This window comes from Minwuia sp. (assembly GCF_048007105.1).
In the GTDB taxonomy this organism is placed as follows: domain Bacteria; phylum Pseudomonadota; class Alphaproteobacteria; order Minwuiales; family Minwuiaceae; genus Minwuia.
In genome coordinates this window covers 974,855-1,000,528 of record NZ_CP180352.1, presented here as the reverse complement: position 1 = coordinate 1,000,528, position 25,674 = coordinate 974,855, and the positions used below count along the sequence as shown (strand labels likewise).

Annotated in this window: 25 protein-coding genes and 2 pseudogenes; 9 read left to right on the top strand and 18 right to left on the bottom strand. The window is 66.8% G+C overall.

The features are described 5' to 3' along the window. Positions 1 to 125 precede the first annotated feature (125 nt). The 3 genes from ACMVY4_RS04700 to ACMVY4_RS04690 form a co-directional block, all read right to left on the bottom strand. The gene (locus ACMVY4_RS04700) at positions 126 to 587 is read right to left on the bottom strand and encodes a hypothetical protein (RefSeq protein ID WP_416899031.1); all 462 of its coding nucleotides are present in this window, start codon (positions 585 to 587) and stop codon (positions 126 to 128) included. Positions 588 to 639: 52 nt separating this feature from the next. After that, entirely contained in the window at positions 640 to 1,560 is a 921-nt protein-coding gene (locus ACMVY4_RS04695) for an outer membrane beta-barrel protein (protein WP_416899030.1), read from the bottom strand. 230 nt (positions 1,561 to 1,790) lie between these two features. Then, a complete protein-coding gene (locus ACMVY4_RS04690) occupies positions 1,791 to 2,765 on the bottom strand; it encodes an NADPH:quinone oxidoreductase family protein (protein ID WP_416900252.1) in 975 nt (324 codons plus the stop codon). A gap of 122 nt (positions 2,766 to 2,887) precedes the next feature. Here ACMVY4_RS04690 and ACMVY4_RS04685 point away from each other — a divergent pair, with 122 nt between their 5' ends. The 8 genes and pseudogenes from ACMVY4_RS04685 (at position 2,888) to ACMVY4_RS04650 (ending at position 12,376) form a co-directional block, all read left to right on the top strand. Further along, positions 2,888 to 3,628 carry a cytochrome c biogenesis CcdA family protein gene (locus ACMVY4_RS04685; RefSeq protein ID WP_416899029.1) on the top strand — a complete coding sequence of 247 codons (741 nt, stop codon included), beginning with the start codon at positions 2,888 to 2,890 and terminating at the stop codon, positions 3,626 to 3,628. Between the two features lie 88 nt (positions 3,629 to 3,716). Continuing rightward, positions 3,717 to 6,580, top strand: a pseudogene (locus ACMVY4_RS04680) (molybdopterin oxidoreductase family protein). Further along, complete coding sequence (locus ACMVY4_RS04675; RefSeq protein ID WP_416899028.1) at positions 6,577 to 7,311, top strand: 4Fe-4S dicluster domain-containing protein; 735 nt, start codon at positions 6,577 to 6,579, stop codon at positions 7,309 to 7,311. Before ACMVY4_RS04680 ends, ACMVY4_RS04675 begins: the two are co-directional and overlap by 4 nt. A gap of 145 nt (positions 7,312 to 7,456) precedes the next feature. Then, complete coding sequence (locus ACMVY4_RS04670) at positions 7,457 to 8,407, top strand: dimethyl sulfoxide reductase anchor subunit family protein (RefSeq protein WP_416899027.1); 951 nt, start codon at positions 7,457 to 7,459, stop codon at positions 8,405 to 8,407. A gap of 45 nt (positions 8,408 to 8,452) precedes the next feature. Then, positions 8,453 to 10,132, top strand: a complete 1,680-nt coding sequence (locus ACMVY4_RS04665; protein ID WP_416899026.1) for an adenylate/guanylate cyclase domain-containing protein — start codon at positions 8,453 to 8,455, stop codon at positions 10,130 to 10,132. Next, positions 10,132 to 10,569, top strand: a complete 438-nt coding sequence (locus tag ACMVY4_RS04660; protein WP_416899025.1) for a thioesterase family protein — start codon at positions 10,132 to 10,134, stop codon at positions 10,567 to 10,569. Before ACMVY4_RS04665 ends, ACMVY4_RS04660 begins: the two co-directional genes overlap by 1 nt. Next, a complete protein-coding gene (locus tag ACMVY4_RS04655; RefSeq protein WP_416899024.1) occupies positions 10,569 to 11,435 on the top strand; it encodes an acyl-CoA thioesterase in 867 nt (288 codons plus the stop codon). The genes ACMVY4_RS04660 and ACMVY4_RS04655 overlap by 1 nt, the downstream gene beginning before the upstream one ends. Beyond that, on the top strand, positions 11,432 to 12,376 hold the full coding sequence (locus ACMVY4_RS04650) for an AEC family transporter (protein ID WP_416899023.1): 945 nt from the start codon (positions 11,432 to 11,434) through the stop codon (positions 12,374 to 12,376). Before ACMVY4_RS04655 ends, ACMVY4_RS04650 begins: the two co-directional genes overlap by 4 nt. Here the strand turns inward: ACMVY4_RS04650 and ACMVY4_RS04645 are convergent, their stop codons facing one another. The 15 genes from ACMVY4_RS04645 to ACMVY4_RS04575 all read right to left on the bottom strand — a co-directional run bounded on the left by ACMVY4_RS04645 (position 12,377) and on the right by ACMVY4_RS04575 (position 24,149). Then, positions 12,377 to 13,537, bottom strand: coding sequence for a sensor histidine kinase (locus ACMVY4_RS04645; RefSeq protein ID WP_416899022.1), 1,161 nt, complete (start codon positions 13,535 to 13,537; stop codon positions 12,377 to 12,379). It lies immediately after the preceding gene. Positions 13,538 to 13,624: 87 nt separating this feature from the next. Continuing rightward, positions 13,625 to 14,476, bottom strand: coding sequence for a fumarylacetoacetate hydrolase family protein (locus ACMVY4_RS04640; protein ID WP_416899021.1), 852 nt, complete (start codon positions 14,474 to 14,476; stop codon positions 13,625 to 13,627). Between the two features lie 116 nt (positions 14,477 to 14,592). Then, the gene (locus tag ACMVY4_RS04635) at positions 14,593 to 15,018 is read right to left on the bottom strand and encodes a hypothetical protein (RefSeq protein ID WP_416899020.1); all 426 of its coding nucleotides are present in this window, start codon (positions 15,016 to 15,018) and stop codon (positions 14,593 to 14,595) included. Then, positions 15,011 to 15,262, bottom strand: coding sequence for a hypothetical protein (locus ACMVY4_RS04630; RefSeq protein ID WP_416899019.1), 252 nt, complete (start codon positions 15,260 to 15,262; stop codon positions 15,011 to 15,013). Before ACMVY4_RS04630 ends, ACMVY4_RS04635 begins: the two co-directional genes overlap by 8 nt. A gap of 70 nt (positions 15,263 to 15,332) precedes the next feature. After that, entirely contained in the window at positions 15,333 to 16,829 is a 1,497-nt protein-coding gene (locus ACMVY4_RS04625) for a carboxypeptidase M32 (RefSeq protein ID WP_416899018.1), read from the bottom strand. Continuing rightward, positions 16,826 to 17,533 carry an SURF1 family protein gene (locus tag ACMVY4_RS04620; protein ID WP_416899017.1) on the bottom strand — a complete coding sequence of 236 codons (708 nt, stop codon included), beginning with the start codon at positions 17,531 to 17,533 and terminating at the stop codon, positions 16,826 to 16,828. Before ACMVY4_RS04620 ends, ACMVY4_RS04625 begins: the two co-directional genes overlap by 4 nt. Position 17,534: 1 nt before the next feature. Beyond that, positions 17,535 to 18,122 (bottom strand): cytochrome c oxidase subunit 3, encoded by a 588-nt coding sequence (locus ACMVY4_RS04615; RefSeq protein ID WP_416899016.1) that lies wholly within the window; start codon positions 18,120 to 18,122, stop codon positions 17,535 to 17,537. After that, a complete protein-coding gene (locus ACMVY4_RS04610; protein ID WP_416899015.1) occupies positions 18,103 to 18,471 on the bottom strand; it encodes a DUF983 domain-containing protein in 369 nt (122 codons plus the stop codon). Before ACMVY4_RS04610 ends, ACMVY4_RS04615 begins: the two co-directional genes overlap by 20 nt. Positions 18,472 to 18,493: 22 nt before the next feature. Further along, positions 18,494 to 19,330 (bottom strand): cytochrome c oxidase subunit 3, encoded by an 837-nt coding sequence (locus tag ACMVY4_RS04605; RefSeq protein WP_416899014.1) that lies wholly within the window; start codon positions 19,328 to 19,330, stop codon positions 18,494 to 18,496. A 4-nt stretch (positions 19,331 to 19,334) separates the two neighbouring features. Then, positions 19,335 to 19,913 carry a cytochrome c oxidase assembly protein gene (locus ACMVY4_RS04600; RefSeq protein WP_416899013.1) on the bottom strand — a complete coding sequence of 193 codons (579 nt, stop codon included), beginning with the start codon at positions 19,911 to 19,913 and terminating at the stop codon, positions 19,335 to 19,337. 3 nt (positions 19,914 to 19,916) lie between these two features. Further along, complete coding sequence (locus ACMVY4_RS04595; RefSeq protein ID WP_416899012.1) at positions 19,917 to 20,084, bottom strand: hypothetical protein; 168 nt, start codon at positions 20,082 to 20,084, stop codon at positions 19,917 to 19,919. Beyond that, on the bottom strand, positions 20,084 to 21,013 hold the full coding sequence (locus ACMVY4_RS04590) for a heme o synthase (RefSeq protein WP_416899011.1): 930 nt from the start codon (positions 21,011 to 21,013) through the stop codon (positions 20,084 to 20,086). Before ACMVY4_RS04590 ends, ACMVY4_RS04595 begins: the two co-directional genes overlap by 1 nt. A gap of 20 nt (positions 21,014 to 21,033) precedes the next feature. Then, positions 21,034 to 22,653 carry a cytochrome c oxidase subunit I gene (gene ctaD, locus ACMVY4_RS04585; protein ID WP_416899010.1) on the bottom strand — a complete coding sequence of 540 codons (1,620 nt, stop codon included), beginning with the start codon at positions 22,651 to 22,653 and terminating at the stop codon, positions 21,034 to 21,036. 23 nt (positions 22,654 to 22,676) lie between these two features. Next, positions 22,677 to 23,495, bottom strand: coding sequence for a cytochrome c oxidase subunit II (gene coxB, locus ACMVY4_RS04580; RefSeq protein ID WP_416899009.1), 819 nt, complete (start codon positions 23,493 to 23,495; stop codon positions 22,677 to 22,679). A 153-nt stretch (positions 23,496 to 23,648) separates the two neighbouring features. Next, positions 23,649 to 24,149, bottom strand: a complete 501-nt coding sequence (locus tag ACMVY4_RS04575; RefSeq protein WP_416899008.1) for a nuclear transport factor 2 family protein — start codon at positions 24,147 to 24,149, stop codon at positions 23,649 to 23,651. Positions 24,150 to 24,376: 227 nt separating this feature from the next. On the opposite strand from ACMVY4_RS04575, the pseudogene ACMVY4_RS04570 reads away from it, so the two are divergent. Further along, positions 24,377 to 25,529 (top strand): annotated as a pseudogene (locus tag ACMVY4_RS04570) (acyl-CoA dehydrogenase family protein). Positions 25,530 to 25,674: the final 145 nt, after the last annotated feature.

Sequence of the window (25,674 nt, the reverse complement as noted above, 5' to 3'; positions counted from 1 at the left end):
CCCGGACCAACTGTCTGGGTTTGTTTCCGGTCCCGTATCAGCCATGGCGATGGGACCGGTCAGGTGTTCCCGTCAGGCTGCGTCGCCGGCGGTCGGGACCGGCCGGCGTGCAGCAGTCAGCGCGATCAGCTGGAGGCGAGGATCTGCTGAACGTCGTTCAGGTCCAGACCTTCGATGACGTCCTCGACATCGACGCCGTCGGAACCGCCGTCACCAAGGCCTTCGACCTCACCCGACGCCACCAGGCCCTGCACCGCCTCGTCCAGCGCGCCAGCCTGCAGCAGGGCACCGGTGTCGACGCCGCGCGAATTCAGCACGCGGATGGAGTCCTCGACGACATCGGTCGCCGTACGCGGCTGGTTCTGCGCCACCTGCACATACTGCTCGGACTGCGCCAGGGCGGCATCCGCCTTGGCATCGATCTCGAACCGCACGCCTTCATCGGATGCGACGCGGTCGCGATGCGCGCCGTCGTCACGCGTAGCCGCGTCTGCAAACTTGGCCGGCAGCACAACCGCTGCAACCGTCTGCAGGACAACAATGCTGCCCCGCAGGATCGCGCCGATGGTATTACGAAACTTGCTCATCTCTTGGCTTTCCTGCACCAGTTACCAGTTGGTCTTGCGCCTTCCGCCGGACCTACTTACCGCTGTTGAACAGCAACCTCACGCCCACGGCAACCTGCGGCCCGGTGAAGTCCTGCGTAGCTATATTAGATTGCTGATCTACCACGCCCGCTTCTGCGAAGCCCGTCACAGATTTGGTGAATTCATAGTCCACGCGGCCAAAAAGCTCCATGATCTCGTCGGCGCGGCCGCTGTCGAAGTCCTTGTCGCTGTAGCGCGCGCGCAGCAGGGCCTTGAACTCCGGCGTGAAGGAGTAGCCGAAGCGCGCGCCGATCCACCAGAGGTCGGTCGACTGGGCACTGTTGTCCGCGTTCACGCGCTGATAGCCGGACGAAGCGTACAGGAAGGTGGTGTCCTGGAACGGATACCAGAACGCAAAGCCGCTGACCGAGGCGCGGGTCTGATCGAGTCCGGGGAAGTTCTGGTTGTCGAAATCGCGATAGGCGAAGTTCGTGTTCAGGCCCACCCGGTAAGAACGGCTGCCGAGGTAGTTGATGCTCGGGCTGATGCCGTTCTCGATATATTGGTCGACGCCGTCCTTGCGGCGATAGTCGGCGGCGTAGCGCACACGGGCGAAGATGCCGTTGTCGAAGCGCTTGGCAACGCTGCCATAGGCGCCGATCAGCAGGTTGTCCTGATCGGTACGCTCGAAGAACTGGAAGTACTGCAGACGGCCGCCCACGCGGACCAGGACGTTGCCCTCGTAGCGTCCCGTTGCGTAGAAGTCGTTCCGGGTCGATGCCCGGACGTCGCTCTCACGGATCGCAGCGTTCTGCTGATCGTTGGCGAAATTGTCCAGATAGCGGATCTCGTTGACCGAAAGGAACGTCGAGCCCCACTCGGCGGCGTTCGCGGAACCCGCAGCCATCGCGATACCCGCCGCTGCGGCGAGCGCGATACCCGTGGTCGAAACCTTCAAGACGTTCTTGCGCAAGTCGAACATTCCCTCGACACCCTCACTAGTCCAACGTGAGATCCTACTTTCAGGACCAAGCAAAGGTTCTCTACTCCGCGGTTTCTGGGCGGTCAAGCCACCCGGTCACTGTTGCGACCCCGTTGTTGCGAATATGCCGCAAACCTTTGATTCCCCGACAACGACGCTTCATCAGGACACTCGGACCCGAAACTGCCATCTCAGGGTTTCATTTTGGTTAACCCTGACCGTCAGCATGCCAGCACCATCTTCCCCACGACCCGCCGCGAGGAGATCTCGGCCAGGGCGTCGACCGCCCGCTGCAGGGGCATCACCGCGTGCACATGCGGCTGGAGCTTCCCGGAATCCGCGAGTTCCAGCATGTGGCGCATGACCTGACGGCCCGCCGCCGGATCGCGGCGTCCGTACTCGCCGGCGCGCACGCCTATCACCTTGCAACTCTTCAACAAAGCGTAGTTCGCAGGCACCTCCGGTATCGTGCCGCCGGCGAATCCGATGATCAGGAGGCGTCCGCCCCAGGCGATGGAACGGAGCGACTGAAACACCACATCGCCGCCGACAGGATCGTAGATGACGTCGGCGCCGGCCCCATCCGTGATCTCCATCACGCGGTCGCGGAAGCTCTCCGTCCGGTGGTCGATGGCGAAATCCGCACCCTTCGCCAGCACGGCGTCGCACTTCGCCTTTCCGCCCGCGACGGCGATCACCCTTGCGCCCAGCGCATGCGCGAGTTCCACCGCGGCCAGACCGACGCCCCCGGCCGCGCCGTGAATCAATGCGGTTTCTCCGGCCTGCATCCGCCCGCGCGACACGAGACCCACATAGGCGGTCAGATAGGCCGACCAGAACGCCGCGCCCTCCTCGAAGCTCCATGATTCGGGCAGTGGCACAGCCCAGGCTTCGGGCACCACCGCCTGCTCGGCATACATGCCGCCCTTGCCGTGGATGATCACCCGCTGGCCGGGCGCGTAGTCCGTGACGCCATCGCCGACATCGAGCACCTCGCCCGCCGCCTCCATGCCCGGCGCGAAGGGCAGGTCGGGCTTGTGCTGGTACTTGCCCGCGATCATCAGGATGTCGGGGAAGTTCAACCCCACCGCCCGGATGCGGACGCGGATCTCGCCCGGCCCGGCAACCGGATCCGGCATCTCCTTGAACTGCATGATCTCGGGTGGACCGAGTTCGTCGACCATCATTGCTTTCATGAATGCCACTATATCGTCCCGATGCGGCGGCGGCACTGCCGGTTGCGCTTGACGGGCATGTGACTGGCGCGATAGCCCGCCTCTCCGATATCCAGACGCGTCAACAGGGACCAGGCGGGCAAATGGCGGCATCGATCAGCTATCTGGCGGCGGCGGGCGGCGGGTTCATCTCGTTCCTCAGCCCCTGCGTGCTGCCTCTGGTGCCGGCCTATCTCTGCTATCTCGCCGGCGCATCCTACGAGGACCTGACCGAGAAGGCCGGCAAGGACGCCGCCATGACCCGCCGCGTCGTCGGCATGTCGGTGCTGTTCGTGCTCGGCTTTTCCATCGTCTTCGTCGCGCTCGGGGCCGGCGCCAGCGCGGTGACCGAGTTCCTGCGCCCCAATCTGGACATCCTCGGCAAGATCGCCGGCGCCGTGATCATCATCTTCGGCCTGCACATGACCGGCGTCTTCCGGCTCGCGTTCCTGAACCGGGAAGCGCGGATGGACGCTGCCACCCAGGGCCTGCGCGCGCCGGGCGCCGTCTTGCTGGGCATGGCCTTCGGCTTCGGCTGGACGCCCTGCATCGGCCCGATCCTGGCGACCATCCTGGCCATCGCCGCCAACGAGCAGAACGTCTGGTCGGGCGCTGCGCTGCTGGCGGTCTACGCGCTGGGGCTCGGCATTCCCTTCATCCTGGCAGCCCTGGGCGTGCGCGCTTTCCTGGGTTTCCTGATCCGCTTCCGCCGCCACATGCGCACCGTCGAGATCGGCACCGGCGTGCTGCTGATCGTCACCGGCATCCTGATCTTCACCAACCGCCTGCAGGTCATCGCCATCTGGATGCTGGAGATGTTCCCGGGCCTCGCCACCATCGGCTGACCCTTCTGGCATTGCGCCGGACGCACGGCTGCGGCAAAACTCCAGCAGGGGTTTGGGAAATCCGGACAGCACGTTCAGGGGGAGCCGCTTGGCCGACACCGCGCCATCGAAGCCGGAAAAGCGCGTCGCGAAGACCACCTGCTACATGTGCGCCTGCCGCTGCGGGATCGACGTGCATCTGGAGGATGGCGTGGTCCGCTACATCGCCGGCAACCGCGACCATCCGGTGAACCGCGGCGTGCTGTGCGCCAAGGGTTCGGCCGGAATCATGCAGCATTACTCGCCGGCGCGGCTCAGGAAGCCGCTGAAGCGGGTTGGCGAACGCGGCGAGGGCAAGTTCGAGGAAATCGAGTGGGACGAGGCGCTGACGCTGGCCGCAACCTGGCTGGCCCGCACCCGCGCCACCGATCCGAAGAAGCTCGCCTTCTTCACCGGCCGCGACCAGAGCCAGTCCTTCACCAGCTTCTGGGCGCAGCAATACGGCACGCCGAACTACGCCGCCCATGGCGGCTTCTGCTCGGTCAACATGGCCGCCGCGGGCATCTACACCATCGGCGGGGCGTTCTGGGAGTTCGGATCGCCGGACTGGGAACGGACGAAGCTGTTCCTGATGTTCGGCGTCGCCGAGGACCATGACAGCAACCCGATCAAGCTCGGCATCGCCGAAATCAAGAAGCGCGGCGCGCGATTCGTCTCCGTGAACCCCGTCAGAACGGGCTATTCGGCGGTGGCGGACCAGTGGCTGGGCGTCCGGCCAGGCACCGACGGACTGCTGATCCTGTCGCTGATCCACGAACTGCTGAAGGCGGGGCGGGTCGATCTGGACTATCTGCGCCGCTACTCCAACGCCGCCTGGCTGGTGATCGAGGGGCCGGGCACGGCCGAGGACGGGCTGTTCCTGCGTGACGGGGATGGCGAGCCGATGGTCCGCGACCGCGGGACGGGCGAGGCCGTGGCGGCAAAAGGCGCGGATGCCGCGCTGCGCGGACGCGTGAAGGTCGACGACTACCGCACGGCGCTGGCCGGTCTTCGAGCTGATCGCCGAGCGCTATCTGGACGAGCGCTATGCCCCCGAGGCCGTCGCCGCCGAGACCGGCATCGATGCAGACACGATCCGCAACCTCGCCGCCGAGATCGGGCGCGTCGCCTTCGACGAGGCCATCGAGATCGACCAGCCCTGGACCGACGTGAACGGGGAACGGCACGAGAGCTTCCGCGGCCGGCCGGTCAGCTTCCACGCCATGCGCGGCATCTCGGCCCATTCCAACGGCTTCCAGACCTGCCGGGCGCTGCACCTGCTGCAGGTGCTGATCGGCGCGGTGGACTGCCCCGGCGGGTTCCGCTTCAAGCCGCCCTATCCGAAGCCGCTGTCGGCGCATCCGAAGCCCACAGCCGCCAGCGCCGGCTATCAGATCGTCGGCGAGATCTATCCGAACACGCCCCTGAAGGGCCCGCATCTGGGCTTTCCGCACGGTCCGGAAGACATGCTGGTCGACGAGGATGGCGGGCCGGTCCGCATCGACAAGGCCTTCAGCTGGGAAGCGCCGCTGTCGGCCCACGGCATGATGCACATGGTCATCGCCAACGCCGCGGCAGGCGATCCCTATCCGGTCGACGTATTGTTCATGTACATGGCCAACATGTCCTGGAACTCGACCATGAACACGGCCGGGACCATGGAGATGCTCTCCCGGAAGGACCCGGAGACCGGCGAGTACGTGATCCCGAAGATCATCTATTCCGACGCCTACCAGTCGGAGATGACGGCCTATGCCGACCTGATCCTGCCCGACACGACCTACCTGGAACGCCACGACTGCATCAGCCTGCTGGACCGGCCGATCGGCGAACCGGACATCGCCGCGGACGCCATCCGCTGGCCGGTGATCGAGCCCGACCGGGATGTGCGCGGCTTCCAGTCGGTGCTGATCGACCTCGGCGCGCGCCTCGGACTGCCGGGCTTCATCGCCGAGGATGGCGGACCGGCCTGGGAGGACTATGCGGACTACATGGTCAACCACCAGCGCCGCCCGGGCGTCGGCCCGCTGGCCGGCTGGCGCGGCGCGGATGGCGACGGCATGGGGCGCGGCGAGCCCAACCCGGAACAGATCCGGCGCTACATCGAGAATGGCGGCTTCTGGTCCGAGGAAATCCCCGAAGAGGCCCGCTTCTACAAGTTCGCCAACAGGGCCTATCAGGACTTCGCGGTCGAGAAGGGCTTCTTCGACGCGCCGCAGCCGGTGACCTTCCAGCTCTGGCTGGAGCCGCTGCAGAAGTTCCGTCTGGCCGCCGAAGGCCACGGACCCAAGCAGCCCCCCGAGCATCGCCGCAAGGCCATCGCCGAGGCCTTCGACCCGCTGCCGGTCTGGTATCCGCCCTTCGAGGGCGAGGCGGTAAGCGGTGACGACTACCCGCTGCACGCGCTGACCCAGCTGGCCGATGGCGATGTACCATTCCTGGGGGTCCCAGAACGCCTGGCTCCGCCAGATCCACACCGCCAACGCGCTCTATGTGCCCGAAGCCCTGCTGGACGAGCTGGACATCGCGGACGGCGAACTGGCCGATCTGGTCTCCCATCACGGCCGGATCCGGGTGCCGGTCCAGCGCATGCGGGCGGTCAACGGCTCGACGGTCTGGACCTGGAACGCCATCGGCAAGCGGGCAGGGGCCTGGCGGCTCGATCCGGACGCCCCCGAAGCCGAGAAGGGCTTTCTGCTCAATCATCTGATCCGGGAGTTGCTGCCCGACGACGGCAGCGGGCGGCGGGTCTCGAATTCCGATCCGGTGACCGGGCAGGCGGCATGGTTCGATCTCCGCGTCCGGCTGGAGAAGGTCGAGGATCAGGAGAGCGCGCAGACCGAACCGCGCTTTCCCGTGCAGCCGCCTGCGCCGGGCTCGAAACCGGCGCCGTCGATGCAGGGGCACCATCCGACGCGGCCGGTGCGCCGATGACCGCCTTGCCGAAGAACACGGAGAAGAAGCTCGGTCTGGTGATCGATCTCGACACCTGCGTCGGCTGTCATGCCTGCGCGGTGAACTGCAAGGAATGGAACACCGGCGGCGATCTCGCGCCCCTCGCCGATGAGGACCCCTATGGCGCCGACGTCTCCGGCGCCTGGCTGAACCGCATCCACAGCTTCGAATACGACGCCGGCGGCGGCGCGCGGCTGGTGCATTTCCCCAAGAGCTGTCTGCACTGCGATGACGCGCCCTGCGTCACCGTCTGCCCGACCGGCGCATCGCTCAAACGCGCCGAGGACGGCATCGTGCTGGTGGACGAGGACCGCTGCATGGGCTGCGGCCTCTGCGCCTGGGCCTGCCCCTACGGCGCGCGGGAGATGGACCCGGCCGCCGGCGTGATGAAGAAATGCACGCTATGCGTCGACCGGATCTATTCGGACGAGCTGCCCGAGGAAGACCGCATCCCGGCCTGCGTCCGCACCTGCCCGGCCAAGGCGCGGCATTTCGGCGATCTGGCCGACCCCGATTCGGAGGTCAGCCGCCTCGTCGCCGACCGCGGCGGCGTCGAGCTGATGCCGGAGATGGGCACGAAGCCGGTGAACCGCTACCTGCCGCCGCGCAAGCGCGAGGTGCCCGCCGCACAGGCTGCGCCTGTCGACAATGGCGAAGGCCTGACCGGCTTCTGGAAATGGCTCGACGGCGCGCTGGAGAAGCTGGGGTGAGCGGCCCACGCTCAGCTGCCGTCCATCCGCCGCTGGGTCCCGGGATCAAGTCCCGGGACGGGCATGAGCGTATGGGCATGACAGCGACAAAATCCCTCCCGCAGCGGGACTTGATCCCGCTGCCCAGTGGCGGAAGATTTTCCGAATGAACCCCGCGCTTTCGATCATCCTGTTCACGACCCTGTCCGGGGCCGGTTTCGGAGCGCTGGCAGTCGCCGCGATTGCCTCGCGATATCTGGGCGAGACCGGCTTCTGGCTCTGCTTCGGCATCGGTTTCGTCATGGCGGGTGCAGGGCTGTTCTGCTCCCTCGGTCATCTGAGATCGCCGGCCCGCGCCCGCTTCGCGCTGAGCCAGTGGCGCACGAGCTGGCTCAGCCGGGAGGGCGTGCTGGCGATCCTGACCATGGGGCTGGCGGCGGTCGCCGCGCTGGTGCTGCTGGCCGGCGACGCCACGCCATACGAGCGGACGGAGCTGGTCGCCTGGATCGAGACGCCATGGCTGACGCTGGCCGCCGCGATCCTGTTCGGTCTCGCCTTCGCCACGGTGCGCGCGACCGGCATGATCTACCAGTCGCTCAAGGCCGTGCCCGCCTGGTCCGGCCAGCCGACCGCGCTGATGTTCATCCTGTTCGCCCTGGCAGGCGGGTCGCTGATCGCGCTGGCCGCGGCGGGACCGGCGCTGAACATGGGCTATGGCCTCGCGCTCTTCTTCCTGTTCGTCCTCTGGTACTTCAAGATCGTGATCTGGGGCCGCATCGACAGCGCCGCCCCGGCGGCGACCGTGGCCTCGGCGACCGGCCTCGACGGTGAGGACATCCGCCTGTTCGAGCGCCCGCACGTCACCGAGAACTGGCTGACCCACGAGATGGGCTACCGCGTCGCCCGGCGTCATGCCATGGTGCTGCGCGGGGCCGCCGTGCTGCTGGGCGGGGTGCTGCCGGGCGCCATCGTCGGCGGTGTGCTGGCCGGCCTGCCGCACGGGCTCTGCTGGATCGCCGCGGCGCTGCATTTCGCTGGCGTGGTGCTGGAGCGCTGGCTGTTCTTCGCCGAGGCGAAACACGTGCAGTCGCTCTACTACGGCGAGACGGCGGTCTGACGGCCGCCACTTCCAAGCCACGGCAAATGCCGTAGTCTGCCGCCCATGCATCTGACCAGCCGGGCGCGGCTCTACGCGGGACTGATCCTGTTCGTGTTCGTCGCGACGCACATGGCGAACCACGCGCTCGGCATCATTTCCGTGCCTGCGATGGATGCAGGGCGCGACATCTTCCTGTTCGTCTGGCGCAGCTGGATCGGCACGCTGGTGCTGGTGGGCGCGCTGGTGGTCCACTCCGCACTGGTCGGCCTGTCGGCCTGGCGGCGGCGGACATGGGTCGGGCTCAGCCGCACCGACTACATCCAGTACGTCACCGGCATCGTCATCCCGCCGCTGCTGGTGCTGCATGTCCTCGCCAATCGCGGTCTGCACGAGCTTCACGGCCTGGACGACACCTACGCCTGGGTGCTGATGGCGCTGTGGCGGCTGGACCCGATGTCGGGCGTACAGCAGGCCATTCTGGTGGTCGTCACCTGGGTACATGGCTGCGTCGGCGTCCACATGTGGCTGCGCCTGAAGCCTGCCTACCGCCCCTGCATTCCCGCCGCCTACACGGCGGCGCTGCTGCTCGTGGTGCTGAGCCTGATCGGCTTCGTTCATGGCGGGCTGGAAATCGACCGGCTGGCCGAGGATCCGGTCTGGATGGCGGCTTACCGGGAAGCAACCGCACTGCCGCCCGAGGCGGCCGCCTGGGTCTACACGGCGCGCGACACGGCCTGGACGGGCATGATCGTGGCGCTGCTGGTCTTCGGGGCGAGCCGCGCCATGCTGCATGTCTACGAACGCCGGAAGGGGCTGGTCACCATCTACTACCCGGAAGACCGCCGGGTCTCGGTCGAACCGGGCGTCACCGTGCTGGAGGCCAGCCGCCGCGCCGGCATCCCCCACGCCAGCATCTGCGGCGGCCGCGGGCGCTGTTCCACCTGCCGCGTGAAGATCGTCGACGGGGGCGAGGGCCTGCCTGCGATGGAGCGGCAGGAAAAGAAGGTGCTGCGCCGGATCGGCGCGCCGGAAGGCGTCCGGCTGGCCTGCCAGCTGAAACCGCCGCACACCGTCAGCGTCATCCCCCTGCTGCCCGAACCGACGCCGATGAAGGAAGCCTTCGCCAATCCCGGTTTCGCCCAGGGCGCCGAGCGGCGCATCGCCATCCTGTTCGCCGATCTGCGCAACTTCTCCCGCTTTGCCGAGACCAAGCTGCCCTATGACGTCGTCTTCGTGCTGAACCAGTACTGCCGTTACATGGGCGAGGCGGTGGAGGCGCATGGCGGGCGGCTGGACAAGTTCATCGGCGACGGGGTGATGGCCCTGTTCGGCATCGAGGCCGGCGGCGAGGCTGGCGCGCGTCAGGCGCTGGAAGCGGCCCGGACGATGTCGCTGGCGCTGGAGCAGATGAACCAGGCGCTGCGTGGCGATCTGGAGACACCCATGCGCATGGGGATCGGTATCCATGTCGGGGATGTCATCGTCGGCGAAATGGGCTATCGCAGCGTCGTCAACTTCACCGCGATCGGGGACGCCGTGAACATCGCAAGCCGTCTGGAAGCCGCCAACAAGAGCTTCGGCAGCCAGCTCGTCATTTCGAAGGCCGTGGCCGAAGAGGCCGGACTCGACCTGACCGGGATGGAGGCCCGCGACATCGAGGTGCCAGGCCGAGACCGTCCTGTCCGCATCTTTGTGCTGGACTCGGCCCAGGATCTGCCCCCGCGGGAGACGCAGAGCGCCTGATGCCCGGTCCCGTCGAAACCTTCCGCGGCATGGTCCGCGCCGAGCAGTGCGACCATTTCGGCCACATGAACGTGCAGTTCTACGACGCCGCGCTGTCCGACGGATTCTTCTACATGATGAACCTGATCGGCCTGAACCGGGAGGAGGTGGCGCGCCGCCAGCTCGGCCTCGCCGCCATCGAGATGACGCTGAACTTCCGCCGCGAGCTGCGGCCGGGCGACATCTACAAGGTCGAGACCGGCTTCCTGAAGCTGGAGCCGATGGCGCAGCACACCGCCCACAGGATGACGCGCCTGACCGACGGCAAGGTGGCGCTGACCGCACGGTCCACCGGTTTCCCGATGGACCTCGCCGCCCGCAAGCGCACCGCCATGCCCGACGACATCCTCGCGAAGATGCACGATTTCCTGATCGACGCGGACGAGTTCGCTTCCTGATGGCGGAGCAGGTCTACTGGCGCGGGACGTTCAACCGCTGGCAGCTCGGTCTGGGCGCCCACATCAATGTCCAGCACTACGCCCAGGCGCTGGACGAGGCGCGCCACGCCGCCGCGCTGGAACTCGGACTGGGACCGCTGGAACTGGCCGCCAAGGGACTGGCCATCCGCCCGGTCCGCGACCGCCTCGACTTCCGCAAGGAACTCGCGCCGGGCGATTCGGCCTGGCTCAAAGGCCAGCTCAGCGGCGACGGGAACGGGCGCGCCGTGCTGAACGGCAGCGGCCATCTGGCGCCGTCCGAGACGCTGACCTCCCGCTTCGAGACCGTGTTCGGCCCCGTCCGGATCGACAGCCGCGAGGCCGTCGACTGGCCCGCGCCGCCGCCCGGCAGGCCGGATCCGCTGCGCGCCATGCGGGAGATCGCGGAGCCGTTGATGCCCGCCACGCCGCCGGCAAACGCGTGGACGACCTGGCAGGGCACCGTCGAGGTCCGGGATTGCGACATCACCGGCCTTCAGAGCGCGCGCGGCCTGTTCGACATCTTCACCCGGGGCCTCTGGGCCGTGCATATCCGGCTGGGCCGGCACCGCGACCACATGGCCGAGCGCGGCACGGCGGGCGGCGTCACCGCGCTGCAGATCCGCCATGGCCGTCCGGCGCGGATGGGGGACCTGCTGGAGATCCGCACGGCACTGCTGGGCGTCGGCAGCAATTCGGTCCGCATGGGCCATCTGATCCGCGACGTGACCGACGGCGCCGCTGTGGCGCAGATCGAATACGTCAACACCTTCATCGACCGGAAGACCGGCCGGAAGACGCCGCCGGAACCGGACTATCTGGAGGGCCTGATGGACATGCGGCTTTGACCGCGGTCCTCAACTCGGTCCTGCCCCTGTTCGCGCTGGTGCTGGTCGGCTACGGCGCGATGCGGTTCCGGGCGCTGAGCCCCGAGGGCCTCGCCGGTCTCAACCGCTTCGTCTACGTCTTCGCCCTGCCGGTGATGCTGTTCTTCACCATGGCGCGCAGCCCGCTGGACGGGCTGTTCGACTGGCGCATCGTCGCCGCCTATTCAGGCGCGTCGGTGACGGTCTTCGTGGCGGCGCTGTTGCTCATGCCGCTGCTGTTCCCGGGCCGGAGCATCGCCGAGCGCACCGTCGTCGCCGGGGCCGGCAGCTTTTCGAACATCGCCTATCTGGGCGTGCCGCTGGTGATCGGCGCCTTCGGTCCCGGCGTCGGCGCACCGGCCGGCCTGATCCTGCTGGCCGACAACCTGATCCTGATTCCACTGATCATGGCGTTTCTGGAAGGCTCCACCGGCAGCCGGACCTCGCCGCTCCGGCTGGTGGGCAAGGTGCTCGCCGGGTTCGCCCGCAACCCGTTCCTGCTGGGCATGCTTGCCGGCGCGGTCTGGGGGATCCTGCGTTTGCCGCTGCCGGAGCCGGTCCTGCGCTTCGGGGACCTGCTGGGCGGGGCCGCGGGACCCTGCGCCCTGTTCGCGCTGGGCGGATCGCTCTACGGGCGGCCCATCGCCGAGGGGCGCGCCGAAGTCGGGTTCGCCAGCCTGCTGAAGCTGTTTGCGCATCCCGCGCTGGCCGCTGTGGCCGCGTTCTGGATCTTCGGGCTGCCCGACGAGATCGCGGTTCTGGTCGTCGCCATCGCAGCCCTGCCGACCGGCGCGAACATCTTCGTCCTGGCCAGCCAGTACGAGGCCGCGGTGGCCCGCGCATCGACCGTGGTGCTAGTCACCACGGGGATGGCGGTCGTTACCGTGTCGGGATTGCTGCTCTACCTCGCCGGCCGGACCTGATCAGGCCGCGGCCTCGGCGGAAGCGGCGGTCTGAAGCGCGACGCCGGCGAGCGGCAGCTTCAGCATGAAGATGCGCTGTCCGCTGCGGTTCTCCAGATGCAGGGAGCCGCGGTTGGCGCGCATCAGGGTGGAAACCAGCGAGAGGTGCACGGCGGTCGGGCTGACCGACGCGATGCCGCCTTCCGAATTGGCCTCTGAATAGGCCGCCGCGCCCAGCGCGTCATGGCGGAGCTCAGGCGGCACGTCGTCCAGCACCCAGCCCTTGCGGTCCGCGGTCACGGTCAGGACCGCCCAGCCGGCATCCTCGCGGCAGTCCACCCGGCAGAGCGCGCCGGTCTCCGAGGTGGCGATCGCCGCCTGCAGCGTATGCCCCAGCGCCTGCTTGAAGGCGCGCGGATCGGCGGCGGCCCGGAGATCGACATCGACCGGGCCGCGGGCAACCATGACGCCGCGCTGCTCGGCGCGGAAATGCATCAGACCGATGGCCTGGTCGACGGTCTCGCCGACCGCGACCGGCTGCAGATCGAGACCGCCGTCGACTTCAGCCGCGCCGATCTCGGTCAGAACCTTGACGGTCTCCATCAGATCGCCGCCGGAGCGGCCGATATTGGAGGCGTAATCCTTGTACTTCTCGCCGCCGAGCGGGCCCATGACCTCGTTCGACATCATCTCTGCGAAACCGATGATGTGGTTCAGCGGCGTGCGCAGTTCGTGGCTCATGCTGGAGAGCAGCTCGAGCTTGCCGCGGAAGTGCTTCGCGTCGTCTTCCTTCTCGGCGCGCAGGGCGTCCAGCGCCGCGTCGAGCCGGGTGATGCTTTCCTGCACATTGGCCATCAGCACGCCGGCCTCGTCACCGTATTTCGTCGGCAGCGAAGGCACCGCGCGGTCCTGCAGATAGGCGTTCAGGGCCTTGGCGGCCATCCGGACCGGCGCAAGCAGGCCGTGGTGGATGATCAACGTCGCCGCGGTGCCCACCAGGGTCGCGACCAGCATGGCCAGGACGATGTCGATGTTTTCCATCACCCCGCGGCCGCTGGAGAGCAGGATGTAGGTCACCGCACCGATGATCGGCACGTGGACGCCCAGAAAACTGATCAGCAGGATCTTTCCGAGATAGCTACGGGAAAGAACGAACTTGTTGACCGCACGATACAGATACATGGAACCCCTCGATTCGCAGAAACTTGCGAACCAGAAGCATGAACTATACCAGTTAACGGCCGATTACGGCGCCCCTGCGCCGCAGGCTCAGGCCTCGTTGGCGATCGGATTGACCAGCGTGCCGATCTTCGAGATCTCCACCTCGACCGTGTCGCCGTCCTTCATGAACAGCGGCGGGGTCCGCTTCATGCCGACGCCGCCCGGCGTGCCCGAAGCGATCACGTCGCCCGGCTGCAACTCCATGAAGCTGGAGATGTAGGAAATGACGAAGGGAATGTTGAAGATCAGCTGATCGGTATTGGCGTTCTGCACGACCTGCCCGTTGAGGCGCGTGGTCAGCGTCAGCGTGGCCGGGTCCGGGATCTCGTCAGCGGTCACCATCCACGGGCCGAAGCCGCCGGTGGCGGTGAAGTTCTTGCCCGGCATGAACTGGTGGGTATGGGCCTGCCAGTCGCGGACCGAGCCGTCATTGTAGCAGGAGTAGCCGGCGACCAGGCTCAGCGCGTCCTCACGGCTGACATGGCGGCCGGCCTTGCCGATGATTACCGCCAGTTCGCCTTCATAGTCGAACATGTCGGAATTCTTCGGCTTCACCATGGCCTGCTGGTGACCGACCTGGCAGTTGGCGTAGCGCGGGAACAGCACAGGATAGCCCGTCGGCTCGCGTCCCGTTTCGATGCGGTGATCCTCGTAATTCAGGCCGACGCAGATGATCTTGTTCGGATTCGGGACAACCGGCAGGAAGGTCACGTCGGCCAGCGCATGATCGGCCGGCCTGCCCTCGGCGGCCTTCGCGGCCTCGGCCAGCGCGCCCGCTTCCAGCACGCTCAGGATATCGGCGTACTTGCCGCCCATCGCCTTGCCCAGATCGACGACGCCGTCGCCGCTCACCGCGCCGAAGCTGGCCGCTCCCTTGGCTTCATAGGTCATCAGGCGCATGGGTTCCCTCCTCCCGGAATTCGTTTGTGTGCAAACTAGTGGGGCGGCGCGGGATTGTGAAACGGCTTGTGCGCCGCACTGCCGGTTTTTTGTCGCAGAAGGCCGGTAGCCGCAGCCTAGAAGCGGAAGCTGGCCTGGTTGCCCGGTCCCACGGTGAGCACGCCGGTAGAGATCACATCCATCCCGATGAGCAGGTCATATGAATCCGCCGCAGCGTCAAAATCAGGTCCTCGTATCGCGTGGGGATAGAAGAGTACCGGCCCAGTGGCCGGCTGGAATCCCAAATGAAAATAGTACTCATTGTGCTCGAAGACGCCGCTGGCGCTGCGAAGCCCCCGTTTTCCCACCACGGCGAACTCCGCCAATTGTGCGAAACGGGCGCTGATGCAGGAAAGCTCTGCGCCTGTGTCGACCAAGGCGGTCGCGGACGACACGAATCGGGGGGCGCTTTCGTCGATCAGCTGCTGGAAGTGCTCAGGAGAAACCACAACCACATCGGCAAGGATCTTTCGTCCGGTGTGGATCAGGCCTACTTCATACACGCGAGAAGATGCCCAGATCGACAATCCGATCGTCGATTTCTTGCACCGAAAAGAGTTGATCGGAGAAGCGGTCGCGGCCACTCAAGAACGCAGCGTATCCGTCATCAAAGAACTCGACGATTTCCTGATGCCGGATCAGCGCGTATTCGCCTTTGCGCGAGACAATGAGCCTTGGGAGCACAGTCTTGAAATACGCGTAGTTCTGATCGATTTCCGCCTGCAACGCGTTTCTGTTGTTCGGCATGGCTGACTCCGTCAAGCGCATTCGATTCAGCGCCAGTGAATCACACGCGGATTCCGGCTGCAAGCCGGGCTCAGTTCAGGTAGCGCGCGTCCAGGTGGGTGCGGAAGGCGTCTGCCGAGAGCGGGGCGCCGGTGGCGTCGGCGATGACCTCGCCGGTCGTGGCCGACAGGGCACGGGCATGCACCTTCTCTCGCAGCCAGCCGGTGAAGGCGGCGAAATCGCCGGCCTCGGTGCGGGCGTCCAGATCCGGCACGTCGCGCCGGACCGCCGCCATCAGCTGCGCCGCGCCCAGCGCGCCCAGCGTGTAGGTCGGGAAATAGCCCACGGCCCCATCCATCCAGTGGATGTCCTGCAGGCAGCCGTCACGGTCGTCGGGCGGGCGGACGCCGACCAGATCGGCCATGCCGTCGTTCCAGGCGCCGGGCAGGTCGGCGACGGCGAGATCGCCGGCCAGCAGCGCCTTCTCCAGCCGGTAGCGCAGGATGATGTGCAGCGGATAGGTCGCCTCGTCGGCATCGACGCGGATCAGACCGCGCCGGACGCGGGTCACGAGACGCGAGATATTGGCCACGTCCAGCGCGGGCTGCCCGCCGAAGGCCTCGGCGAGCATGGGCGCGACATGGCCGACAAAGGCCGGGCCGCGGCAGAGCTGCATCTCGACGATCAGCGACTGGCTTTCGTGCAGCGCCATGCCGCCGGAATTGCCGACCGGCTGCCCCCGCCAGGCCTTCGGCAGGCCCTGTTCGTAGAGCGCGTGCCCGGTCTCGTGCAGGATGCCCATCATGGCCTCGACGAAGCCGTGCTCGGTGTAGCGGGTGGTCAGGCGGACATCGTCCTGAACGCCGCCGGTGAACGGGTGCATGCTCTCGTCCAGCCGGCCCTGTTCGAAGTCGAAACCGAGGGCGCGCATCAGCCCTTCGCCGAGCTGTTTCTGGATGGCCCGGTCGAAAGGACCTTCGGGCGCCGACGGCGTCTCGGCCGAAGCCTGGCGCTCCAGAATCGCCGCGACCTTCTCCGGCAGCCAGCTTCCCAGATCGGCGAAAACCGGCGCGATGTCGGTGTCGCGCAACCCCGGTTCGAACAGTTCCAGCTGCGCGTCGTAGGGATCGAGACCGAGCGCCGCGCCACGGACCGACGCCGCCTCCCGCACCAGACCGAAGACCTTTTCCAGGTGCGGCCGCTGGCTGGCGAAATCGTTCTCACGGCGGGCCGTGCGCCAGTTCATTTCGGAAGCCGCGCCGGCGCGCTGCATGGCCTCGACAAGATCGGAGGGGATGGCGGTCGCCAGCCGGTGTTCCCGCCGCATCAGCTCGAGGTTCCGGGCCTGCCAGCCATCGATGGCGCCGGCATCCGCTTCCGCCTCGCCGAGCAGATCTTCCGTGGCGGGGTCGAGCAGGATCTCTCGGGCGATCTTCGTCAGCTCGGCGATCTGGTCGGTGCGGCCGTCGGCGGCGCCGGCGGGCATCAGCGTGGCATTGTCCCAGTGCAGGATGGACAGGGCGTCCTGGACGCGGGCGCGGCGGCGGAACCGCTCCTCCAGCGCGCGATAGGCTTCGGCTGCATTCATTGTGGCGTCTCCGTGCGGCCACGCCGGAAACCCATCAGCAGCCAGATCACGAGCAGGACGGCGGCGAGCGAGAACCAGGTCATGGCGTATCCGAGATGGTCGTTCTTCAGGCTCAGCTGCGGGGGCCCGGCCCGGGGCCAGTCGGCCGCCGAATCCCGGTCCACGACATACCAGGGTGGCACGGTCAGCCCGTACGCCGCGGCCATCGCCACAGGATCCGATGCGAACCAGATGTTGGCGGCCGGATCGTCGTCGGGGGTGAAGGTGTTGCGGGGATCGGGGAGGCGGACAATGCCGGTGATCGTGACCTCGCCCGCCGGCGGATCGCCGGGCCGCGCCGCCGGGTCCTTCAGCGGTTCAGGAACCCAGCCGCGCTCGACCATGACGATGCCCCCACCGTCGGCGCGCCGCAGCGGCGTGAAGATGCGGTAGCCGATGGCGCCGCGCTCGGGCCGGCCGGTCCGGTGGGATTCCGCGTCATGGACGAAGCTGCCGGTCACGGTCACGGGCCGGAAACGCCAGGCGTCCGGATCGTCCAGCGTTTGCGGCAGCGGTACCGGTTCGCCGCCCATCCGTTCGTCGATCTGCGCGATCAGGCCTTCCTTCCACTCCAGACGCTGCAATTGCCACACGCCGAGGCTGCACAGGATCGCGAAGGCGATGCCCGCGGAAACGGTCAGCCACAGGGAGGGTCGGAAACGCATGTCAGAGAGTCCAGAGAAAGCCGCCGTACCAGGCCGCGCACAGAAGCAGTATCCAGGCGGTGTCCACAAGGTGCCAGTTCCAGACCGCGACCTCGTTGCCCAGGCCGACGGCGCCGCCGCGCGCCACAACGAGGATGCCCGACAGGCCGACAAGGGCCGTGGCCGCGATCAGGTACCAGGCGTGGTAGCCGGCCACGAGCATGGCCATCGAGCCGGCAAGGCTGCCGCTGCCGAATGTCGGCTGGCCCAGCCGCCAGGACTGGACGGCGACGAAAGCCAGCGCGAGTACGATCGCGATCAGATGACCCGCGATCGCCCCGCGGGCGTCGCCGCGCCGCATCGCCGAGAGGCCGCGCCCCAGTGCGAGGGAGGCCAGCATCAGCAGCAGGACTGTGGCAAAGATGGACCCGTCCGGATCGGTGTCGCCCGGCCCCTCGGGCCAGCCCGGACCGGGATCCGTCAGAACAAGGCCGGCGAGCACATAGAGATGGAGCCCGATCCAGAGCCAGCTGACCAGAACCAGCACAGCCAGCAGGCCGTCGAAGGACAGCCAGCGCCGCCGGGGCCGGTCAGGGCTGAAGGTCGACATCCTGTGTCGCGGCGTTCTTGTACTGCAGCGCGATGAGCAGCGCCTTCATCGGCCGGAGCAGGACAAGGGAGCCGCCAAGCACCAGCGGCAGCAGATAGATGACATGGACCCAGACCGGCGGCTCGAAGTTGAACTCCACCCAGAGGGCCAGGGCCGCGGCGACGGCGCCGATGATGAAGATGACGAAGACGGCGGGTCCGTCGCCCGAATCCACCTTCGAATAGTCGAGATCGCAGACATCGCAGCCGGTGGCCACGGCGAGGAAACCGCCATAGAGCCGGCCTTCGCCGCAGCGCGGACAGCGGCAGGCAAGACCGGCCCGGAACGGTGAGACGAAGACCTCGCTCATGGCGTCCGGGCCGGAAGTGCGATCAGTGCGCGGCGATCACGCCGCCTGCGCCGCCCCACCAGTAGATGCAGACGAACAGGAACAGCCAGACGACATCGACGAAATGCCAGTACCAGGCCGCCGCCTCGAAGCCGAAGTGGTGCTCTGCCGAGAAGTGGCCCCGGGTGGCCCGGATCAGGCAGACCAGCAGGAAGATGGTGCCCACCAGAACGTGGAAGCCGTGGAAACCGGTCGCCATGTAGAAGGTCGAGGCGTAGATGCCGTCGGTGAAGCCGAAGGCGGCGTGGGCGTATTCGTAGCCCTGCACGCAGGAGAACAGCGCGCCCAGCACCACGGTGCAGATCAGGCCGTTGACCAGCCCCTTGCGGTCGCCTTCCTTCAGCGCGTGGTGCGCCCAGGTGACGGTGGTGCCCGACAGCAGCAGGATGACCGTGTTCACGAAGGGCAGATCCCACGGATCGAAGACCTCGATGCCCTGCGGCGGCCACTGGTTGCCGATACCTTCGTTGGGATACAGCGCGGCGCCGAAAAAGGCCCAGAACCAGGCGACAAAGAACATCACCTCGGAGGCGATGAACAGGATCATGCCGTAGCGGTGGTGCAGCTGAACGACCGGCGTGTGATAGCCCTTGTTCTGCGCCTCGTCGACGACATCCCGCCACCAGACGAACATGGTGTAGAGGACGCCCAGCAGACCGACGGCGAGCACCAGATTCGGAATCAGGCCTTCGCCTTCCTCGGCATGCATCGACGTGACGGCGCCGATCGCCATAGTGAAGGCCGAGATCGCCCCGACCGCCGGCCAGGGGCTTGGATCTACCAGATGGTAGTCATGATTCTTCGCGTGACCGTCCGCCATCCTCTCACTCCCTCAATCCCGCGCCGCCCGTGGCGGCGTCGGCTTCCGTTTCGCGCTCTCCACCCTCGGATTGCGTCTCGAAGAACGTGTACGAGAGCGTGATCGTGCGCACCTCGTCCGCGTTCTGATCCTTCTCGATCGCCGGATCGACATAGAACTGGACCGGCATGTCCACGCTCTGACCCGGCTGCAGCGTCTGCTCGGTGAAGCAGAAGCAGTCGATCTTCATGAAATACTCGCCCGCCTTCTGCGGCGTGACGTTGAACGAGGCCGTCCCGGTGACCGGCCGGTCGCTCAGATTGGTGGCCCGGTAGAAGATCAGCCCGGTCTCGCCGGTCCTGAGCGTCACGGGTGCGGCCGGTTCGAACTTCCACGGCATCCCGCGCGCCAGCGAGGCGTCGAAGGTGACCTTCATCAGGGTGCTGCCTGTCGTCTCCGACGCGCCCTCGGCCTGCTGGGTGGTGCCGCCGAAACCGGTGACGCGGCAGAACAGGTCATAGAGCGGCACGGCGGCGAAGCTCATGCCGGTCATCAGCGCGACGACGCCGACGCAGGTGATGACGATGCGGCGGGGGCTGGCCATGCCTCAGCCTCCGACCGTGTTGTTCAGCACGGGAATGTCGCCGCCGCTCATCTTCACCAGCGATCCGGCGAAGACCAGCGCCACGAAGGCGACCAGCGCCAGCGCCAGCACGACATTGCGGCTGCGGCGGCGGCGGGCCTCTTCATGGGTGAGCGGCGACGGATGTTCCATCAGACCAGCCCGGCCGCATGTTCGACGCCCAGCAAGGCGAAGAGCAGGAAGAGATAGAGGATCGAGAAGCCGAACAGGCGGCCCGCCTGGCGGTAGACGCCCTCGGCCTCACGCAGGACGCCGACGGCCAGCACAATGAAGGCGAGGCCCGTGGCCATGGCGCCGGCGACATAGAGCACGCCCGCGATGCCCAGCGCGGCGGGCGCCAGGCTGCAGGCCACCATCAGCACCGAATAGGCGACGATCTGGCGGCGCGTCGCGCGCTCGCCGGCGACCACCGGCAGCATCGGCACGCCCGCATTGCGGTAGTCCTGGTTGCGGAACAGCGCCAGCGCCCAGAAGTGCGGCGGCGTCCACATGAAGATGATCAGGAACAGGCTCCAGGCCGGCAGCGATGTCAGATCGCCGGTGACGGCGGCCCAGCCGATGACCGGCGGAAACGCGCCGGCGGCGCCGCCGATGACGATGTTGTGCGGGGTCAGCCGCTTCAGCCACATCGTGTAGATGACGGCATAGAAGAAGATCGTGAAGGCCAGCAGAGCCGCCGAGGCCAGGTTGACCAGCAGCCCCATGGTCCCGACCGAGGCGGCGGAGAGGAACAGGCCGAAGCCGAGCGCGTCGCCGGCGCTGACCTGCCCCGCCGGCACCGGGCGCCTGGCCGTCCGGGCCATGCGCGCGTCGATGTCGGCGTCGTACCACATGTTGATCGCACCCGACGCCCCGGCGCCGACGGCGATGCAGATGATGGCGATCACCGCGGTTACCGGATGGATCGCGCCCGGTGCGGCCAGCAGGCCCACCAGGCTGGTGAACACCACCAGCGACATCACCCTGGGCTTCAGCAGGGCGAGAAAATCGCCCGGCCCGGCCACCGCGGATGCGGAGGCCGGGACCGGGGTGTCTGCGGTCCTTGAGGCGACGCTGTTCATGGCAGGTCAGACGTCTCCGGTCAGCCCTGCTGCCGCTCGGTGACGGTCGGCAGGTCCTCGTACTGGTGGAACGGCGGCGGCGAGGGCAGCTTCCATTCCAGCGTCGTGGCGCCTTCGCCCCACGGATTGTCGCCGACCCGGCGCTTGGCCATGAAGGCCTCGACCACGCCGTAGAGGAAGATCAGAACCGCGAAGCCCGAGATGTAGGCGCCGTAGGAAGAAACCTCGTTCCACAGGGCATAGGCGTCCGGATAGTCCGGAATACGGCGCGGCATGCCGGCCAGGCCCAGGAAGTGCTGCGGGAAGAACAGCAGGTTCACGCCGATGAAGGTGACCCAGAAGTGCAGCTTGCCCACGAACTCCGAGTACATGTAGCCCGACATCTTCGGGAACCAGTAGTACCAGGCGCCGAAGATCGCGAAGACGGCGCCCATCGACAGCACGTAGTGGAAGTGCGCGACCACGTAGTAGGTGTCGTGCAGGTAGTTGTCGAGGCCGGCATTGGCGAGCACCACGCCGGTGACGCCGCCCAGGGTGAACAGGAAGATGAACCCGATCGCCCAGACCATCGGCGTGCGGAAGCTCATCGAGCCGCCCCACATGGTGGCGATCCAGGAGAAGATCTTCACGCCGGTCGGCACCGCGATGACCATGGTCGCCGCGGTGAAGTAGGCGCGGGCGTCCAGGCTCAGGCCGACGGTGTACATGTGGTGGGCCCAGACGATGAAGCCGACGACGCCGATCGCGACCATGGCGTAGGCCATGCCGAGATAGCCGAAGACGGGCTTCTTCGAGAAGGTCGAGACGATGTGGCTGATGATGCCGAAGGCCGGCAGGATCAGGATGTACACCTCGGGGTGACCGAAGAACCAGAACAGGTGCTGGAACAGGATCGGGTCACCGCCGCCGGAGGCCACGAAGAAGTTGGTGCCGAAGTTGCGGTCCGTCAGCAGCATGGTGATGGCGCCGGCCAGGACGGGCAGCGACAGCAGCAGCAGGAAGGCCGTGATCAGCACCGACCACGCGAACAGCGGCATGCGGTGCAGGGTCATGCCCGGCGCGCGCATGTTGAAGATGGTGGTGATGAAGTTGATCGCGCCCAGGATCGACGAGGCGCCGGCGATGTGCAGCGACAGGATCGCGAAGTCCATCGCCATGCCCGGATGCCCCAGACTGCCCGACAATGGCGGATAGATCACCCAGCCTGCACCCACGCCGTCGCCGCCCGCGGGACCCGGCACGAACATCGAGATCACCAGCAGGCCCAGCGCCGGCGGCAGCAGCCAGAAGGAGATGTTGTTCATGCGCGGGAAGGCCATGTCCGGCGCGCCGATCATCAGCGGCACGAACCAGTTGCCGAAGCCGCCGATCAGCGCGGGCATGACCATGAAGAAGATCATGATCAGGCCGTGGCCGGTGATCAGCACGTTGAACAGGTGATGGTCGCCGCCCAGGATGCCGTTGCCCGGATCCTGCAGCTCCATGCGCATCAGCATGGACATGACGCCGCCGATGATGCCGGCGATCACGGCGAAGATCAGGTACATCGTGCCGATGTCCTTGTGGTTCGTCGAATAGACGAAACGCTTCCAGCCGGTCGGGTTGCCGTGGGAATCGACGGACTTACCGAGATAGCTCATCTGGCTTGCTCCTGCAGAATCTCTTAGCGGCGCTCGGCGGCGGCGACCTTCACGTCGCTCTCCGCGGCGCCGAACTGCACCTTGGCCTCTTCGACCCAGGCGGCGAATTCTTCCTTGCTGACGACCTTGACCTGGATCGGCATGAAGCCGTGATTGCGGCCGCACAGCTCCGAGCACTGGCCGTAATACATGCCTTCCTTCTCGAAGTAGATCGGCAGTTCGTTCAGGTGACCCGGCCAGCCGTCGACCTTGCCGCCGGTGGCCGGCATGGCCCAGCTGTGGCCGACATCGGCGGCGGTGACCAGCACGCGGATCTTGGTCTGCACGGGCAGCACGACAAGGTTGTCGGTGGTCAGCAGCCGCAGCTCGCCTTCGGCCAGCTGGTCGTCTTCCTTCATGATGGCGTCGAAGCTGAAGCCGCCATGATCGGGATATTCATAGCCCCAGTACCACTGATAGCCGGTGGCCTTCAGGGTCATCTCGGCGTCCTCGACCTCGTGCGTGTTGATCAGCAGCTTGAAGGACGGGATGGCGATGACCAGCAGGATCAGGATCGGGACAACGGTCCACACGACCTCGATCAGCGTGTTGTGAGAGGTCTTGGAGGCGACCGGATTCGAGCGCTCGTTGAAGCGCACCATGACCCAGATCAGCAGGCCCAGGACGAACAGCGTGATCAGCGTGATGACCACCAGCAGCAGATTGTGGAAGGTCAGCATCTCTTCCATCAGCGGCGACGCCGCCTCCTGCATGCCCAGCTGGCCGGGCGCCGCGTGGCCCAGTTCGGCGAAAGCGGGCGCCGAACTCGTCACCAGCGCCAGAAAAGCGAGAAACAGCCGCATGATTTCCGTTCCGATCCCTTGCAGATTTGCGGTTCGGAAGCCCCCAATCCGGCTTCCGGCCCCATGACTTATAACCGGGCCGGAACCTATCGGCCAACGTCTGGCGGCCACAGGGGCAATAATGTCGCGGTTCGCTTGTAGTTTCGGCCCGGCCTAACCATCGCCGTCCAGGGCGGTCCGGCCGGTCACGTGGGACGCCGCGTCGGAGCGCCCGCGCAGTTCCCGGGCCCACTTCACCGACTTCGAATGCATCAGGTCGGGCTTCACGCCCAGTTGCACCATCGCCGCCGAGCCGTTGGCGGTCTCCCGGTAGCTGCGAATCAGCCCGTCAGGGTCGAAGTGGAAGATCGACGTGCCCTCCAGCAGCACCTGGTTGCCGCTGTAGGCCGGCATGGTCGAGGTGAAGCTGAAATAGTAGCGCGCATAGCCGACCCTGCCGTCGCAGACCGGATCCAGCATCTGCCAGCGGAAATTCGTGGCGTCGCCCCAGAAATGGCTGTTCAGCATGCGGCCGATCTCGGCCCGTCCGGTGAAGGCGCCGTAGATATAGTCGTGATAGACGCCATCCTCGGCGAACAGCGCCCCCAGGGCCGCACCGTCATTCGCCTCGACCGCGCCGGTGAAGCGCTTCAGCACCGATTCGAAATCGAGCATCCCTTGTTTCCTCCCCTGTTGCGGACCATAAGTAGGCCAGAAGCCGCCGGCGGGGTCACGCGGATTGAAACGAAACGTGGATGTCCGCCCTGTCCGGACCGGCCGGATGAGAACAGATTTGAATCTCTTTACCGGAACAGAAGCGAACGAAGCCGGTAGACGGTCGTTGACGGGGGAAGCGATTCGCCCCCAATTCGCACCGCAGCCATGAACGAAGGAAACCGACCATGATCTTTCGCGATCCCATCCAGATGACCGAGGAAGTCGGCATGCTGCGCGACACCGTCCGCCGCTTCGTCGCCGACGAGGTGATGCCCCACGGCGAGAAATGGGAAGAGGAAGGCCAGAGTCCGAAATCGGTGCTCAAGAAACTCGGCGATCTGGGCATGCTCGGCATCCGCTACGAGGAGAAATACGGCGGCTCCGAGATGGACACGCTCGCCACGGTCGCGCTGCACGAGGAACTCGGCCAGCTCCACCTTCGGCGGCTTCCACGCCATGATCTCGGTGCACACCGACATGGCCTCGCCGCATCTGGAGCGCTACGGCACGCCGGAGCAGAAGGACAAGTACATGCCGGCCATCGTCGCCGGCGACATCCTCACCGCCGTCGCGGTCTCCGAGCCCGGCGCCGGATCCGACGTTGCGGGGATGTCGACCAAGGCGGTGAAGGACGGCAATGGGTGGCGGCTGAACGGGCGCAAGATCTTCATCACCAACGGCGCCCAGGCCGACGTTCTGTTCGTCGGCGCCAAGACCGACACGTCGGTCAAGGGCAGCCGCGGCATCTCCATCTTCATCGTCGAGCGCGACACGCCCGGCTTCGAGGTCGCCCGCAAGCTGGACAAGACCGGCTGGCGCTCGTCGGACACCGCCGAGCTGGTGTTCGAGGACGCGAAGCTGCCCGGCGACGCCCTGCTGGGCACCGAGAACAAGGGCTTCTACGCCATCATGGACAATTTCCAGAACGAGCGGCTGACGCTGGGCGCCGCCTCGGTCGGCATGGCCATGGAAGGCATCGAACGGACCCTGGACTGGGTCAAGCAGCGCAACGCCTTCGGCGCGCCGCTCTGGGACAAGGGCGCCATCCGCCAGCGCATGGCCATGGCCGCCTCGCAGGTCGAGGCCGCGCGGCACCTGCTCTGGCACGCCGCCTGGCTGGACGCCAACAAGCAGGACTGCGTGCGAGAGGTCTCGATGGTGAAGGCGCTGACCGGCGAGATGGTCAACAAGGTGCTCTACGAATGCACCCAGTTCTTCGGCGGCATGGGCTTCATGCGCGAGAACCCGGTCGAACGCATGTACCGCGACGCCCGCGTCATGTCGATCGGCGGCGGCGCGTCGGAAGTGATGCTGGAGGAAGTCGCGAAGCGGCTGTAACAAACCTCGAAGACCCCTCCGGCGTCATGCCGGACCTGATCCGGCATCTGGTCGATCTGTCAGCCTTGCGGCGAAGCCGCTCCGGACCCCGGCTCGGGGGCCGGGGTGACGGCTGAGCATTCGGTCAGGCCCAGGGACGGCAAGC

What these genes read in the sequence shown, in the direction of transcription:
- coxB (WP_416899009.1), bottom strand. Translation starts at nt 23,495, where the DNA reads ATGCGGCTGTTTCTCGCTTTTCTGGCGCTGGTGACGAGTTCGGCGCCC.
- ACMVY4_RS04690 (WP_416900252.1), bottom strand. Translation starts at nt 2,765, where the DNA reads ATGAAAGCAATGATGGTCGACGAACTCGGTCCACCCGAGATCATGCAG.
- ACMVY4_RS04685 (WP_416899029.1), top strand. Translation starts at nt 2,888, where the DNA reads ATGGCGGCATCGATCAGCTATCTGGCGGCGGCGGGCGGCGGGTTCATC.
- ACMVY4_RS04590 (WP_416899011.1), bottom strand. Translation starts at nt 21,013, where the DNA reads ATGAACAGCGTCGCCTCAAGGACCGCAGACACCCCGGTCCCGGCCTCC.
- ACMVY4_RS04700 (WP_416899031.1), bottom strand. Translation starts at nt 587, where the DNA reads ATGAGCAAGTTTCGTAATACCATCGGCGCGATCCTGCGGGGCAGCATT.
- ACMVY4_RS04660 (WP_416899025.1), top strand. Translation starts at nt 10,132, where the DNA reads ATGCCCGGTCCCGTCGAAACCTTCCGCGGCATGGTCCGCGCCGAGCAG.
- ACMVY4_RS04610 (WP_416899015.1), bottom strand. Translation starts at nt 18,471, where the DNA reads ATGAGCGAGGTCTTCGTCTCACCGTTCCGGGCCGGTCTTGCCTGCCGC.
- ACMVY4_RS04625 (WP_416899018.1), bottom strand. Translation starts at nt 16,829, where the DNA reads ATGAATGCAGCCGAAGCCTATCGCGCGCTGGAGGAGCGGTTCCGCCGC.
- ACMVY4_RS04600 (WP_416899013.1), bottom strand. Translation starts at nt 19,913, where the DNA reads ATGGCCAGCCCCCGCCGCATCGTCATCACCTGCGTCGGCGTCGTCGCG.
- ACMVY4_RS04655 (WP_416899024.1), top strand. Translation starts at nt 10,569, where the DNA reads ATGGCGGAGCAGGTCTACTGGCGCGGGACGTTCAACCGCTGGCAGCTC.
- ACMVY4_RS04630 (WP_416899019.1), bottom strand. Translation starts at nt 15,262, where the DNA reads ATGCCGAACAACAGAAACGCGTTGCAGGCGGAAATCGATCAGAACTAC.
- ACMVY4_RS04575 (WP_416899008.1), bottom strand. Translation starts at nt 24,149, where the DNA reads ATGCTCGATTTCGAATCGGTGCTGAAGCGCTTCACCGGCGCGGTCGAG.
- ACMVY4_RS04640 (WP_416899021.1), bottom strand. Translation starts at nt 14,476, where the DNA reads ATGCGCCTGATGACCTATGAAGCCAAGGGAGCGGCCAGCTTCGGCGCG.
- ACMVY4_RS04645 (WP_416899022.1), bottom strand. Translation starts at nt 13,537, where the DNA reads ATGTATCTGTATCGTGCGGTCAACAAGTTCGTTCTTTCCCGTAGCTAT.
- ACMVY4_RS04665 (WP_416899026.1), top strand. Translation starts at nt 8,453, where the DNA reads ATGCATCTGACCAGCCGGGCGCGGCTCTACGCGGGACTGATCCTGTTC.
- ACMVY4_RS04595 (WP_416899012.1), bottom strand. Translation starts at nt 20,084, where the DNA reads ATGGAACATCCGTCGCCGCTCACCCATGAAGAGGCCCGCCGCCGCCGC.
- ACMVY4_RS04605 (WP_416899014.1), bottom strand. Translation starts at nt 19,330, where the DNA reads ATGGCGGACGGTCACGCGAAGAATCATGACTACCATCTGGTAGATCCA.
- ACMVY4_RS04670 (WP_416899027.1), top strand. Translation starts at nt 7,457, where the DNA reads ATGAACCCCGCGCTTTCGATCATCCTGTTCACGACCCTGTCCGGGGCC.
- ACMVY4_RS04615 (WP_416899016.1), bottom strand. Translation starts at nt 18,122, where the DNA reads ATGTCGACCTTCAGCCCTGACCGGCCCCGGCGGCGCTGGCTGTCCTTC.
- ctaD (WP_416899010.1), bottom strand. Translation starts at nt 22,653, where the DNA reads ATGAGCTATCTCGGTAAGTCCGTCGATTCCCACGGCAACCCGACCGGC.
- ACMVY4_RS04620 (WP_416899017.1), bottom strand. Translation starts at nt 17,533, where the DNA reads ATGCGTTTCCGACCCTCCCTGTGGCTGACCGTTTCCGCGGGCATCGCC.
- ACMVY4_RS04675 (WP_416899028.1), top strand. Translation starts at nt 6,577, where the DNA reads ATGACCGCCTTGCCGAAGAACACGGAGAAGAAGCTCGGTCTGGTGATC.